Origin of the sequence: Streptomyces stelliscabiei (assembly GCF_014873495.1) — a bacterium.
Taxonomy (GTDB): Bacteria; Actinomycetota; Actinomycetes; order Streptomycetales; family Streptomycetaceae; genus Streptomyces; species Streptomyces bottropensis.
The window spans coordinates 8,505,095-8,517,925 of the sequence record NZ_JADBGF010000001.1 but is presented as its reverse complement, the minus strand read 5'-3'; the positions used below and the strand labels follow the sequence as shown (position 1 = coordinate 8,517,925).

Genomic DNA, 12,831 nt, shown 5'->3' with positions numbered 1-12,831 from the left:
ACGGCCGCATGCGGGGCGGTGCGAACGGGTGCGGTGCGGGAGGAGGTCAGACCTCGGTCTCCAGGGCCGCGAGCACCAGCCCTGCCGTCTCGGTGGGCGTGCTGCCGACCCGCACCCCGACCGCCTCCAGCGCCTCCTTCTTCGCCTGCGCCGTGCCCGAGGAGCCGGAGACGATCGCGCCGGCGTGGCCCATCGTCCTGCCCTCGGGGGCGGTGAAGCCGGCGATGTAGCCGACGACGGGCTTGGTGACGTGGTCGCGGACGTACGCGGCGGCCCGCTCCTCGGCGTCGCCGCCGATCTCGCCGATGAGGACGATCAGTTCGGTGTCGGGGTCGTCCTGGAAAGCGGCCAGGCAGTCGATGTGGGTGGTGCCGACGACGGGGTCGCCGCCGATGCCGACGCAGGTGGAGAAGCCGGTGTCGCGGAGTTCGTACATGAGCTGGTAGGTGAGGGTGCCGGATTTGGAGACCAGGCCGATGCGTCCCGGCTTGGTGATGTCGGCGGGGATGATGCCGGCGTTGGACTGGCCGGGGGTGATCAGGCCGGGGCAGTTGGGCCCGATGATCCGGGTGCCCCGGGAGCGCGCGTACGCCGTGAAGGCGACGGAGTCGTGGACGGGGATGCCCTCGGTGACGACGACGGCGAGGCCGATGCCGGCGTCGGCCGCCTCGACGACGGCGGCCCTGGCGAAGGCCGGTGGGACGAAGACCACGGTGACGTCGGCGCCGGTGACCTCGATGCCCTCGGCGACCGAGCCGAAGACGTGGACGGCGCGGTCGCCGAAGTCGACGGTGCGGCCGGCCTTGCGGGGGTTGACGCCGCCGACGACGTTCGTGCCGGCCGCGAGCATGCGGCGGGTGTGCTTCATGCCCTCGCCGCCGGTCATGCCCTGGACGAGGACCTTGCTCTCGTGGGTGAGGTAGATGGCCATGTCCGGACTCCTCAGTTCGCGTGGGCGAGGTCGGCGGCGCGGCGCGCGGCACCGTCCATGGTGGTGGCCTGGTGGACGAGCGGGTGGTCGCGGTCGTCGAGGATCGCCCGGCCACGTACGGCGTTGTTGCCGTCGAGGCGGACGACGAGCGGCTTGGTCAACCGCACGCTGTCCAGGGCCCGCACGATGCCGTCGGCGACCGCGTCGCAGGCGGTGATCCCGCCGAAGACGTTGACGAGGACGGATTTCACGTCCGGGTCGGAGAGGATGACGGAGAGACCGTCGGCCATGATCTGGGCGGAGGCGCCGCCGCCGATGTCGAGGAAGTCGGCGGGGCGGGCGCCGCAGCCGGCGACCACGTCGAGGGTGGACATGACGAGTCCGGCGCCGTTGCCGATGACCCCGACCTCGCCGTCCAGCTTCACGTAGTTGAGGCCCTTGGCGGCCGCGGCCGCCTCCAGCGGGTCGTCGGGCGCGAAGCCCTCGTCGCCCCAGCGGGTCTGCCGGAAGCCCGCGTTGTCGTCGAGGGTGACCTTGCCGTCCAGGGCGAGGATCCGGCCCTGTTCGGTGCGGACGAGCGGGTTGACCTCGACGAGGAGCGCGTCCTCGCGGGTCAGCACCTGCCAGAGCCGCATGAGGACGTCGACGCTCTGCGGGGGCAGGCCGGCGGCCTCGGCGATCTCGGACGCCTTCGCCGAGGTGACACCCTCGGCGGGGTCGACGGGGATGCGGGCCACGGCCTCGGGCCGGCTCACGGCGACGTCCTCGATGTCCGTGCCGCCCTCGGCCGAGGCGATCGCGAGGAAACGGCCGGCCGCGCGGTCGAGGACGTAGGAGACGTAGAACTCGCTCTCGATGGCGACGGGTTCGGCGACCATCACCGTGCGGACGGTGTGGCCCTTGATGTCCATGCCGAGGATCTGCCGTGCCGTCAGTTCGGCGGCGGCGGGGTCGGCGGCGAGCTTCACCCCGCCCGCCTTGCCGCGTCCGCCGGTCTTCACCTGTGCCTTGACGACGACGCGTCCGCCCAGCCTGCGGGCGATCTCGCGGGCCTCCTCGGGCGAGTCGGTGACCTCGGCCCGCGGGACCGCGATGCCGTGTTCCTCGAAGAGTTCCCTTGCCTGGTGCTCGAAAAGGTCCATTCCGGCTCCTGACTCAAAAGTGCCGCACGCCCCCTGGACACCACCCATGGGATGCGGGATAACAAGGTTCATACAGTATTCGTCGACTGTATGCAATCAACCGCGAGTGCGCTCCGACGCTCAACGAAGACCCACGAAAACCCCTACGAAGGGACAGGACTTCGCCATGCCCGACGGCAACAGCCAGGACCTCATCTCCGGTGGTCACCTCGTCGCCAAGGCGCTCAAGGCCGAGGGTGTGGAGGTCATCTACACCCTGTGCGGCGGCCACATCATCGACATCTACGACGGCTGCGTCGACGAGGGCATCGAGGTCGTCGACGTCCGCCACGAGCAGGTCGCCGCCCACGCCGCCGACGGCTACGCCCGGATCACCGGCAAGCCCGGCTGCGCGGTCGTCACCGCCGGCCCCGGTACGACCGACGCCGTGACCGGGGTCGCCAACGCCTTCCGCGCGGAGTCACCGATGCTGCTGATCGGCGGCCAGGGAGCGCACACCCAGCACAAGATGGGGTCGCTGCAGGACCTGCCGCACGTCGACATGATGACGCCGATCACCAAGTTCGCGGCGACCGTGCCGGACACGGCCCGCGCCGCCGACATGGTGTCGATGGCGTTCCGCGAGTGCTACCACGGCGCCCCCGGCCCCTCCTTCCTGGAGATCCCGCGCGACGTCCTGGACGCCAAGGTGCCCGTAGAGAAGGCACGCGTGCCGAAGGCCGGTGCCTACCGGGCCTCGACCCGCTCGGCCGGCGACCCCGAGGCCGTCGAGAAGCTCGCCGACCTGCTGGTGCACGCCGAGAAGCCCGCGATCCTGCTGGGCAGCCAGGTGTGGACGACCCGGGGCACCGAGGCCGCCATCGACCTCGTACGCGCCCTCAACATCCCCGCCTACATGAACGGCGCCGGCCGCGGCACCCTGCCGCCCGGCGACCCGCACCACTTCCAGCTCTCCCGCCGGTACGCCTTCTCCAACGCCGACGTCATCGTGATCGTCGGGACGCCCTTCGACTTCCGCATGGGCTACGGCAAGCGGCTGTCGCCGGACGCGACGGTCGTACAGATCGACCTCGACTACCGGACCGTCGGCAAGAACCGCGACATCGACCTCGGGATCGTCGGCGACGCGGGCCTGGTGCTGAAGTCGGTGACGGAGGCGGCCTCCGGGCGCGTCGACGGGGGCGCGTCGAGGCGCAAGGAGTGGCTCGACGAGCTGCGCGCCGCCGAGCAGAGCGCCATCGAGAAGCGGCTGCCCAGCCTGAAGTCCGACGCCTCGCCGATCCACCCGTACCGGCTGGTCAGCGAGATCAACGAATTCCTGACCGAGGATTCGATCTACATCGGCGACGGCGGTGACATCGTCACCTTCTCCGGTCAGGTCGTGCAGCCCAAGTCACCCGGGCACTGGATGGACCCGGGCCCCCTCGGCACCCTCGGCGTCGGCGTCCCCTTCGTGCTCGCCGCGAAGAAGGCACGGCCCGACAAGGAGGTGGTGGCTCTCTTCGGTGACGGCGCCTTCTCCCTCACCGGCTGGGACTTCGAGACCCTCGTCCGCTACGACCTCCCCTTCGTCGGGATCATCGGCAACAACTCCTCCATGAACCAGATCCGTTACGGCCAGAAGGCCAAGTACGGCGAGGAGCGCGAGCGGATCGGCAACACCCTCGGCGACGTCCACTACGACAAGTTCGCGCAGATGCTGGGCGGTCACGGCGAGGAGGTCCGCGACCCCGCCGACATCGCCCCCGCGCTGCGGCGCGCCCGGGAGTCGGGCAAGCCGTCGCTCATCAACGTCTGGGTCGACCCGGACGCGTACGCCCCCGGAACCATGAACCAGACGATGTACAAGTGAGGTGACCCCGGTGACCACCGAGACCGTCAGGACCGCCCCGCCCGGCAAGGCCCTCGAAGGCGTCCGCGTCCTCGACATGACGCACGTCCAGTCCGGCCCGTCCGCCACCCAGCTGCTCGCCTGGCTCGGCGCGGACGTGGTGAAGCTGGAGGCGCCGAGCGGGGACATCACGCGCAAGCAGCTGCGCGACCTCCCGGACGTCGACTCCCTCTACTTCACGATGCTCAACTGCAACAAGCGGAGCATCACCCTCAACACCAAGACCGAGCGGGGCAAGGAGATCCTCACCGAGCTGATCCGGCGCTCCGACGTGATGGTCGAGAACTTCGGCCCCGGCGCGGTCGACCGCATGGGCTTCACCTGGGACCGCATCCAGGAGATCAATCCGCGGATCGTCTATGCCTCCATCAAGGGGTTCGGGGACGGTCCGTACACCAACTTCAAGGCGTACGAGGTGGTCGCGCAGGCCATGGGCGGATCCATGGCGACCACCGGCTTCGAGGACGGACCGCCGCTGGCGACGGGGGCCCAGATCGGGGACTCGGGCACGGGCGTCCACGCCGTGGCGGGGATTCTCGCCGCGCTGTACCAGCGGGAGTCGACCGGGCGCGGCCAGCGGGTCAACGTGGCCATGCAGCACGCCGTCCTCAACCTCTGCCGGGTGAAGCTGAGGGACCAGCAGCGGCTGGCCCATGGCCCGCTCCACGAATATCCCAACGAGGACTTCGGCGACGAGGTTCCCCGGTCCGGGAACGCCTCCGGTGGCGGCCAGCCCGGCTGGGCCGTGAAGTGCGCGCCGGGCGGCCCGAACGACTACGTGTACGTCATCGTGCAGCCCGTCGGCTGGCGGCCGATGAGCGAGCTGATCGGCCGGCCCGAACTGGCGGAGGACCCCGAGTGGGCGACACCGGAGGCCCGGCTGCCCAAGCTCGGCAAGATGTTCCAGCTCATCGAGGAGTGGTCGGCCACCCTGCCCAAGTGGGAGGTGCTGGAGCGGCTCAACGCCCACAACATCCCGTGCGGGCCGATCCTCTCCACCAAGGAGATCATCGAGGACGAGTCCCTGGTCTCCAACGAGATGGTCGTCACCGTGCCGCACCCCGAGCGCGGCGACTTCGTGACCGTCGGCAGCCCCCTGAAGCTGTCCGACTCCCCCGTGGACGTCACCAGTTCACCCCTGCTCGGTGAGCACAACGAAGAGGTCTACGTCGGCGAGCTGGGGCTCGGCGACGAGGAGCTGCGCCTGCTCAAGTCGAACGGAGTGATCTGATTGATGGCCGAAGACCGGGTGCTGAGGGTGCGTGGCCTCCTCGACGCCGTACGGGCCGAGGGCCGCGGCGCGCTGACCGCTCCCGAGGGCAAGGTGATCGCCGACGCGTACGGGATCGCCGTACCCGGCGAGGAGCTGGCGCGGGACGTCGAGGAGGCGGTGTCGTTCGCGGCGCGCTTCGACGGGCCGGTGGTGATGAAGATCGTCTCGCCGGACATCCTGCACAAGACCGACGCGGGCGGTGTGATCGTCGGGGTGGAGGGCGCGGCGGACGTGAGGGCCGCCTTCCACCGGATCGTCGACAACGCGCGCGCGTACGCGCCGGACGCCCGGATCGAGGGCGTCCAGGTGCAGGAGCTGCTGCCGCAGGGGCAGGAGGTCATCGTCGGCGCGGTCACCGACCAGACGTTCGGGAAGGTCGTCGCGTTCGGGCTCGGCGGAGTGCTGGTGGAGGTCCTCAAGGACGTGACGTTCCGGCTCGCGCCGGTCGACGCGGACGAGGCGCTGTCCATGCTGGACTCGATCCGCGCGGCGGAGATCCTGCGCGGGGTGCGCGGGGCGCCCGCCGTGGACCGGTGGGCGATCGCCGAGCAGATCCGCCGGGTCTCCGAACTCGTCACGGACTTCCCGGAGATCGCCGAGGTGGACCTCAACCCGGTGATCGCGACCCCGCAGGGCGCGGTCGCGGCCGACATCCGGGTGATCCTCGCGGAGTCGGTGCCGAAGCCGCGGCGGCGGTACACGCGCGAGGAGATCCTCACGTCGATGCGCCGGCTGATGCAGCCCTCGGCGGTGGCCGTGATCGGCGCCTCCAACGAGCAGGGCAAGATCGGCAACTCGGTGATGCGCAACCTCGTCGACGGCGGCTTCTCCGGCGAGATCCATCCGGTGAACCCCAGGGCCGATGACATTCTGGGCCGCAAGGCGTACAAGAGTGTCACGGACGTTCCCGGCGAGGTGGATGTGGCGGTCTTCGCGATCCCCGCCAAGTTCGTGGCCGCGGCGCTGGAGGAGGTGGGCCGCAAGGGCATCCCCAACGCCGTACTGATCCCGTCGGGTTTCGCGGAGACCGGCGAGCACGAACTCCAGGACGAGATCGTGGCGATCGCCGAGCGGCACGGCACAAGGCTGCTCGGGCCGAACATCTACGGCTACTACTCGACGTGGCACGACCTCTGCGCCACGTTCTGCACGCCCTACGACGTCAAGGGCGGGGTCGCCCTGACCTCGCAGTCCGGTGGCATCGGAATGGCCATCCTGGGGTTCGCGCGGACCACGAAGACGGGTGTGTCGGCGATCGTCGGGCTCGGCAACAAGTCGGACCTCGACGAGGACGACCTGCTGACCTGGTTCGGCGAGGACCCGCGCACCGAGTGCATCGCGATGCACCTGGAGGACCTGAAGGACGGGCGGGCCTTCGTGGAGGCCGCGCGGGCGACCGTCCCGAAGAAACCGGTCGTGGTCCTCAAGGCGGGCCGTACGGCGGCCGGGGCGAAGGCGGCGGGCTCGCACACGGGCGCGCTGGCGGGCGACGACGCCGTGTACGAGGACATCCTGAAGCAGGCCGGTGTCATCAGGGCGCCGGGGCTGAACGAGATGCTGGAGTACGCGCGCGCGTTGCCGGTGCTGCCCGCTCCGCAGGGCGACAACGTCGTGATCATCACGGGAGCCGGGGGCAGCGGCGTACTGCTGTCGGACGCGGTCACCGACAACGGGCTGACCCTGATGGAGATCCCGCCGGACCTGGACGCCTCCTTCCGCGCGTTCATCCCGCCGTTCGGGGCCGCCGGCAACCCGGTGGACATCACCGGCGGCGAGCCCCCGTCGACGTACGAGGCGACGATCAGGCTGGGCCTGGAGGACCCGCGCATCCACGCGCTCGTCCTCGGCTATTGGCACACCATCGTCACCCCGCCCATGGCGTTCGCCGAGCTGACCGCGCGCGTGGTGGCCGAGTTCCGTGAGCGGGGCATCGAGAAGCCGGTCGTCGCGTCGCTCGCGGGCGACGTCGAGGTCGAGGAGGCGTGCCAGTACCTCTTCGAGCACGGGGTCGTGGCGTACCCATACACGACCGAGAAGCCGGTGGCCGTCCTCGGCGCGAAGTATCGGTGGGCGCGGGCCGCGGGGTTGCTGTGAGCGGCACGGGCGCACCGGCACCCGGCCGGGGGTCCGGGGGTTGCCCCCGGGCACGACACAGCTCGGTGGGCGCGGGCCGCGGGGTTGCTGTGAGCGGCACGGGCGCACCGGCACCCGGCCGGGGGTCCGGGGGTTGCCCCCGGGCACGACACAGCTCGGTGGGCGCGGGCCGCGGGGTTGCTGGGGGGCGGGCGATGAGGTGATCGAGGAGGGGGCGGCCTGGGACCGCCCCCGACCCCGAAAGCACGAAAGGAATGGGACAGGGGGCGCTGGCCAGCTCTTTCGACACAAGGGGTGCAATCCGTCATGACTACCACCGACATCTCGACACCCGTCCCCTACAGGGAGGTGACGGACCGGAACGGCCGTGTGTATCGGCTCGGTGAGACCGATATCGACATCATGGGCCGTCGGCGCAAGTGGATGGTCATCCTGCCGTGGATCGGCATGATGGGCATCAGCTCGGCCGAGTACGCGTTCGCGTCGGCCGAGGACACGCTGCACATCGCACACAGCTGGAACGACGGGCACATCTTCTGGATGCTGGGCGTCTGGGTGTTCTTCCAGGCGGCCGTGGCCTTCCCCGCCGGAAAGCTCAGGGAGAGCGGAAAACTGCCCGCCCGCTGGGCGATGATGCTCGGCGCACTCGGCACGCTGCTCGGCTATCTGTCCCTCGCGTTCGCGCCGCATGTGATCGTCGCGTACGTCGGGTTCGGCATGTTCAGCGGTATGGGTGCGGGCATGGTGTACGCGACCTGCGTGAACATGGTCGGCAAGTGGTATCCGGAGCGCAAGGGAGGCAAGACCGGCTTCGTCAACGGCGGTTTCGCCTACGGCTCCGTGCCGTTCGTCTTCCTCTTCACCAACTACATGGACCTGACGAACTTCCGCTGGGTCCTCGTCTCGGTCGGCCTTCTCCTGGCCACGACGGTGGCCGTGGCCGGCTACTTCTTCCGGGACCCGCCGAAGAACTGGTGGCCTGCCGAGGTCGACCCGCTGCGACCGCCGGACGACCCGCGGGCCCGTCGCGCACTGGCGATGAACCCGCCGGCCGTGAGGCAGTACACCCCCGGGGAGGCCTGGCGGACCGGGCGCGTCGCGTTGATGTGGTTCTGCCTGCTGTGCACCTCGGGCGTGAACATCTTCGGCATCGCCTTCCAGGTCGACATAGGCGAGGAGGCCGGCTTCGCCGGCGGCATCGTCGCGACGGCCATGTCGATGAAGGCCATCGTCAACGGCACCGGCCGGGGTGTGATCGGCTGGCTGTCGGACCGTTACGGACGCAAGCGCTGCCTGATCTTCGTCTGTATCGTCCTCGGCCTTTCGCAGTACGGAATCCTGTGGTCCGCCGACCTCAAGAACCTGCCGCTGTTCCTGCTCTTCTCCAGCATCTCCGGGTTCGGAGGGGGCGCCATCTTCCCGATGTTCGCGGCGATGACGGCGGACTACTTCGGCGAGAACAACAACGCGTCCAACTACGGGCTGGTCTACAGCTCCAAGCTCGTGTCCGGCCTGCTCGGCGCCGGTATGGGAAAGGTCGTGGTGGACAACTGGGGCCACAACGGGGCATTCACCCTGGCGGGCTCGATCTCACTGTTCGCCGCGTTCATCGCCCTCTTCCTGACCCCACCGGGCCGGCCGAAGGCGAAAAGCCTGACGGCCAACCCGATGCCGATCAGCCGGGACACGGACTAGCGCTGCAGTGTTTCCGCCGACGCCCGGCTGGGAGATCCCAGCCGGGCGTCGGCGTTGCGTCCTCGTTCTCGACCTCTACTCGCCGCACTTCTCCCGCAGCGAGTGCAGGTGCTCGCTGGAGCGGCGGGCGAAGGTGAAGGACTCGGCGGGGTTGTCGTGCTCGGCCTGCCAGTGGTGGGCGCGGCGGGACCCCTTCAGATCGTTGACGGCCGAGATGAACTTCCGGTAGTCGATGTCGCCGTCGCCGACGTCCGTCATGCGGTAGCCGTACGGGTTCGACGGGTCGCTCTCGCCGTCCTTGACGTGGAACAGCGGGTAGCGGTCCGGGCGGCGCGTGACGTAGTCGAGCGGCTCGAAGGGCGCGGCGGTGCCGTCGGGCCGCTTGGAGAAACGGAACTGGGCCACGTACGCCCAGAAGATGTCCATCTCCAGGAAGACGAGGTCGGGGTCGGTCTCGCGGAGCAGTACGTCGTAGAGGCGGACCTTGGGGTCGTCGGTGGCGAAGGAGAACTCCTCGGAGTGGTTGTGCTGGTAGAACTTCATGCCCCGCGCCCTGGCGGCCGCGCCGTAGGTGTTGAACTCGTGGGCGGCCCGCTTCACCGCGTCGACGGTCGTGCCGTAGCGGAAGGGGCCGGCGGCGGTGCCGATGTGCTTCAGGCCGAGGGTTTGGGCGTCATCGAGGACCTTGGTGAGGTTCTGGGCAAAGGTGTACGCGTTCGGGTCGCTCGCGTAGTAGCCGACGTGACTGCCGATCGGGTTCAGGCCGTGGTCGCGGGCCAGCCGCTTCAGCCGGGTGAGGGTGATGGCGCCCGCCGAGCCCTGGGTGTAGCCGGCGAACTCGACCTCGTCGTAGCCGTACTTCTCCAGCTCGGCGAAGACGGGGGCGAAGCCGAGGGTGGAGACCTTGTCGCGGAGGCTGTAGAGCTGGATGCCGAGGCGGCCGGGCGGGAGGACGGGGCGGCCGCCCTGGTCCGAGGCGGCCGCCTCGGTGCCGCCCGCGGCCTGGGCGGGGGCGGCCGTGCCCAGCAGGGCGGCGACCGTGGCGCCGGCGGCCACGCCGAGCATGCCTCGTCTGCTGAGGCGGTGGGTGAGTTCGGGATCGGGCTGGGAGGTGCGGCTCATGCTGGAACTCCTTGGGACGGGCGGGCGTTGTCAGTGGTGAGTGCTTCACTTGTGACCAGTCAGGACCTGGGGGTCCTGAGTACCGGTCAGGAGAGACCGGCAAGTCGGAGCAGGAGTGCTTTCACATCGGTGGCCGCGACACGGTCACCGACGGCTCGGGGGGTGGAGCAGATGATGAGCGGACCGTCGTCGTCGCTCGCGGGCAGGCGGCCGTGGCTGCCGCGAATAGGCGAGGGATCCAGCGGCACGACCGCCATGCGGTAGCGCAGGCCCAGTTTCTTGCGGGCCAGTGCCGTGGCCGCCTTGAGCTTCACATACGGGTCGCGCGGGTCCATGAACAGCTCGACCGGGTCGTAGCCGGGTTTGCGATGGATCTCGACGGTGCGCGCGAAGTCGGGCGCACGGTCGTCGTCGAGCCAGTAGTAGTACGTGAACCAGGCGTCCGGCTCCGCGACGGCGACGAGTTCGCCGGAGCGGGGATGGTCGAGGTGGTGGGCCTTCTTGCCCTCGTCGTCGAGGAGTTGACCGATGCCGGGCAGGACCGCGAGTGCTTCCCTGGTGGCGTCCAGATCCTCGGGGCGGCGTACGTAGACGTGGGCGATCTGGTGGTCGGCGACCGCGAAGGCACGCGAGGCCATCGGGTCGAGGTACTCCATGCCGTCCTGGGTGTGCACCTCCAGGAGGCCGGCGCGGCGCAGGGCGCGGTTGATGTCGACGGGGCGGTCGGCGCGGGTGATGCCGTACTCGGAGAGCGCGACGACGGTTCGGCCCTGCGCGCGGGCGTCGTCGAGCAGGGGTGCCACGGCCCGGTCGAGGTCGGCGGCCGCTTTCAGGGAGCGCGGGTCGTCGGGGCCGTGGCGCTGCAGGTCGTAGTCGAGGTGGGGGAGGTAGCACAGGGCCAGGTCGGGGCGGCGGGTGCGGAGGATGTGGCGGGTCGCCTCGATGATCCAGCGGCTGGAGACGAGATCGGCGCCGGGGCCCCAGAAGTGGAACAGGGGGAACGTGCCCAGTGTGTCGGTGAGTTCGTCGTGGAGGGCCGGGGGCCGGGTGTAGCAGTCGGGTTCCTTGCGGCCGTCGGAGTAGTAGACGGGACGGGGGGTGACGGTGAAGTCGGTGTCGGCGCCCATGGCGTACCACCAGCAGATGTTGGCGACCGTGTAGCCGGGGTGGACGCGCCGGGCGGCGTCCCAGAGTTTGTCGCCGGCGACGAGGCCGTTGTGCTGGCGCCACAGCAGGACGTCGCCGAGTTCGCGGAAGTACCAGCCGTTGCCGACGATGCCGTGCTCGGCGGGGAGCGTGCCGGTCAGGAAGGTGGACTGGGCGGCGCAGGTGACGGCGGGCAGCACGGTGCCGAGCGGGGCGCGGGAGCCGGACTGTCCGAGGGCCTTGAGGTGGGGCATGTGGTCGAGGAGACGGGGGGTGAGGCCGACGACGTCCAGGACGAGGAGAGGGGCAGGGCCGGACGCGGGCGCGGAAGCGGTGTTGGGGTGCGGGGCGGTGCCGTCCCGGCTCATGGCAGCTCCTTGAGGCCGAGGTCCGTCAACAGGTCCCGGGCGAGGGCGAGTTCGGCGGCGATGCCGTCGGCGAGCTGGGCGCGGGTGCCGGGGCGCAGCTCCGGTGGCAGGGCCTGCCAGGTGTAGGTCTCGACCTCCAGATGGCGGGTGAGGGGGTGGGGGCCGCCGACGAGGTGGGCGAGGACGGTCCTGAGGACCGGGAGCGTGGAGGTGAGGGGTGCGGCGGGGGCCGCGTGGAGCGGGACGTGGAAGTGGGAGCGCCAGGGGGAGGCGTCGGGCAGCACGTCGCCCGTGAGTGCTTCGCCGAGGTCGTCGGTGCCGCGCAGACCGGCGGCGGGGTGGGTGCGGGTCTGGTGCAGGAAGCGGGGCTCGTCGAAGGCGGCGAGGGCTTGGCGGACCTCGGGGAGGTGCGGGTGTTCGGCGTGCAGGGCGGCGGAGAGCTGGGATTTGACGACGGGGACGCTGGCTCGGGTGAGCGCGTCCAGGGCGGTGTGCGGGTCTTCGAAGGAGGTGGCGAGGTGACAGGTGTCGACGCAGACACCGATGCGGTCGTGACCGAGGGCGGTCAGCGGGCCGATGGCGTCGGCGGTCGTCTCCACGGTGCAGCCGGGTTCGGGTTCCAGGCCGACGCGGATGGAGCGGCCGGTCAGCTCGGCCACGGCGTCGAGGCGTTCGGCGAGAGTGCGCAGGGCGGCGTGGGCGCGGGCGGCTCGGGTGTCGTCGTAGGCGGTGCGCCAGGCCAGGGGGAGGGTGGAGATGGTGCCCTCGGTCACGTCGTCGGGGAGCAGCCGGGCGAGGACACGGGCGAGGGAGGTGGTGTGGTCGAGGCGCTCGGGGTCCGCCCAGTCGGGCCGGTACACGCGGTACTTGACCTCCTCGGCGCCGAAGCCCTCGTAGGGGAAGCCGTTGAGGGTGACGACCTCCAGGCCGCGCCGGTCGAGTTCGGCGCGCAGGCCGCGCAGGGCGGACGGGTCGGTCACCAGGGCCGTGGCGGCGTCCCTGGCCAGCCACAGGCCGATGCCGAGGCGGTCGCGGCCGAGCCTGCGGCGTACGGGCTCGCAGTGGTCGCGCAGCTGGGCGAGGACGCCGTCGAGGGTCTCGGCGGGGTGCACGTTGGTGCAGTAGGCGAGGTGGACGGTGGAGCCGTCGGGGTGGCGGAAGCGCACGGG

9 protein-coding genes are annotated in these 12,831 nt (G+C 70.5%); 4 read left to right on the top strand and 5 right to left on the bottom strand.

The features are described from left to right. Positions 1-46: 46 nt before the first annotated feature. Both sucD and sucC read right to left on the bottom strand, forming a co-directional pair. Complete coding sequence (gene sucD / locus H4687_RS37485) at positions 47-931, bottom strand: succinate--CoA ligase subunit alpha (protein WP_046919139.1); 885 nt, start codon at positions 929-931, stop codon at positions 47-49. 11 nt (positions 932-942) lie between these two features. Further along, on the bottom strand, positions 943-2,073 hold the full coding sequence (gene sucC, locus H4687_RS37480) for an ADP-forming succinate--CoA ligase subunit beta (RefSeq protein WP_046919138.1): 1,131 nt from the start codon (positions 2,071-2,073) through the stop codon (positions 943-945). A 166-nt stretch (positions 2,074-2,239) separates the two neighbouring features. Between sucC and H4687_RS37475 the strand changes: the two genes are divergently transcribed. From H4687_RS37475 to H4687_RS37460, 4 genes are all read left to right on the top strand, one after another. Further along, the gene (locus tag H4687_RS37475) at positions 2,240-3,925 is read left to right on the top strand and encodes a thiamine pyrophosphate-binding protein (RefSeq protein ID WP_046919137.1); all 1,686 of its coding nucleotides are present in this window, start codon (positions 2,240-2,242) and stop codon (positions 3,923-3,925) included. Positions 3,926-3,935: 10 nt separating this feature from the next. After that, positions 3,936-5,195 carry a formyl-CoA transferase gene (gene frc, locus H4687_RS37470; RefSeq protein WP_078907516.1) on the top strand — a complete coding sequence of 420 codons (1,260 nt, stop codon included), beginning with the start codon at positions 3,936-3,938 and terminating at the stop codon, positions 5,193-5,195. 3 nt (positions 5,196-5,198) lie between these two features. Beyond that, the gene (locus tag H4687_RS37465; RefSeq protein ID WP_050399358.1) at positions 5,199-7,331 is read left to right on the top strand and encodes an acetate--CoA ligase family protein; all 2,133 of its coding nucleotides are present in this window, start codon (positions 5,199-5,201) and stop codon (positions 7,329-7,331) included. 306 nt (positions 7,332-7,637) lie between these two features. After that, positions 7,638-9,026 (top strand): OFA family MFS transporter, encoded by a 1,389-nt coding sequence (locus tag H4687_RS37460; protein ID WP_046919196.1) that lies wholly within the window; start codon positions 7,638-7,640, stop codon positions 9,024-9,026. A 75-nt stretch (positions 9,027-9,101) separates the two neighbouring features. Here H4687_RS37460 and H4687_RS37455 read toward each other — a convergent pair whose 3' ends face one another. The 3 genes from H4687_RS37455 to eboE all read right to left on the bottom strand — a co-directional run bounded on the left by H4687_RS37455 (position 9,102) and on the right by eboE (position 12,828). Beyond that, positions 9,102-10,148: a sugar phosphate isomerase/epimerase family protein gene (locus tag H4687_RS37455; protein WP_046919197.1), complete on the bottom strand. Its 1,047-nt coding sequence runs from the start codon at positions 10,146-10,148 to the stop codon at positions 9,102-9,104. Positions 10,149-10,234: 86 nt separating this feature from the next. After that, on the bottom strand, positions 10,235-11,662 hold the full coding sequence (locus tag H4687_RS37450; protein WP_046919198.1) for a nucleotide pyrophosphatase/phosphodiesterase family protein: 1,428 nt from the start codon (positions 11,660-11,662) through the stop codon (positions 10,235-10,237). Continuing rightward, positions 11,659-12,828 carry a metabolite traffic protein EboE gene (gene eboE / locus H4687_RS37445; RefSeq protein WP_046919199.1) on the bottom strand — a complete coding sequence of 390 codons (1,170 nt, stop codon included), beginning with the start codon at positions 12,826-12,828 and terminating at the stop codon, positions 11,659-11,661. Before eboE ends, H4687_RS37450 begins: the two co-directional genes overlap by 4 nt. Between the last annotated feature and the right edge of the window lie 3 nt (positions 12,829-12,831).

Excerpts from the sequence above, each read along its gene's own strand:
- H4687_RS37460 (WP_046919196.1), top strand. The coding sequence starts at position 7,638 with ATGACTACCACCGACATCTCGACACCCGTCCCCTACAGGGAGGTGACG.
- H4687_RS37455 (WP_046919197.1), bottom strand. The coding sequence starts at position 10,148 with ATGAGCCGCACCTCCCAGCCCGATCCCGAACTCACCCACCGCCTCAGC.
- H4687_RS37475 (WP_046919137.1), top strand. The coding sequence starts at position 2,240 with ATGCCCGACGGCAACAGCCAGGACCTCATCTCCGGTGGTCACCTCGTC.
- H4687_RS37465 (WP_050399358.1), top strand. The coding sequence starts at position 5,199 with ATGGCCGAAGACCGGGTGCTGAGGGTGCGTGGCCTCCTCGACGCCGTA.
- H4687_RS37450 (WP_046919198.1), bottom strand. The coding sequence starts at position 11,662 with ATGAGCCGGGACGGCACCGCCCCGCACCCCAACACCGCTTCCGCGCCC.
- sucC (WP_046919138.1), bottom strand. The coding sequence starts at position 2,073 with ATGGACCTTTTCGAGCACCAGGCAAGGGAACTCTTCGAGGAACACGGC.
- sucD (WP_046919139.1), bottom strand. The coding sequence starts at position 931 with ATGGCCATCTACCTCACCCACGAGAGCAAGGTCCTCGTCCAGGGCATG.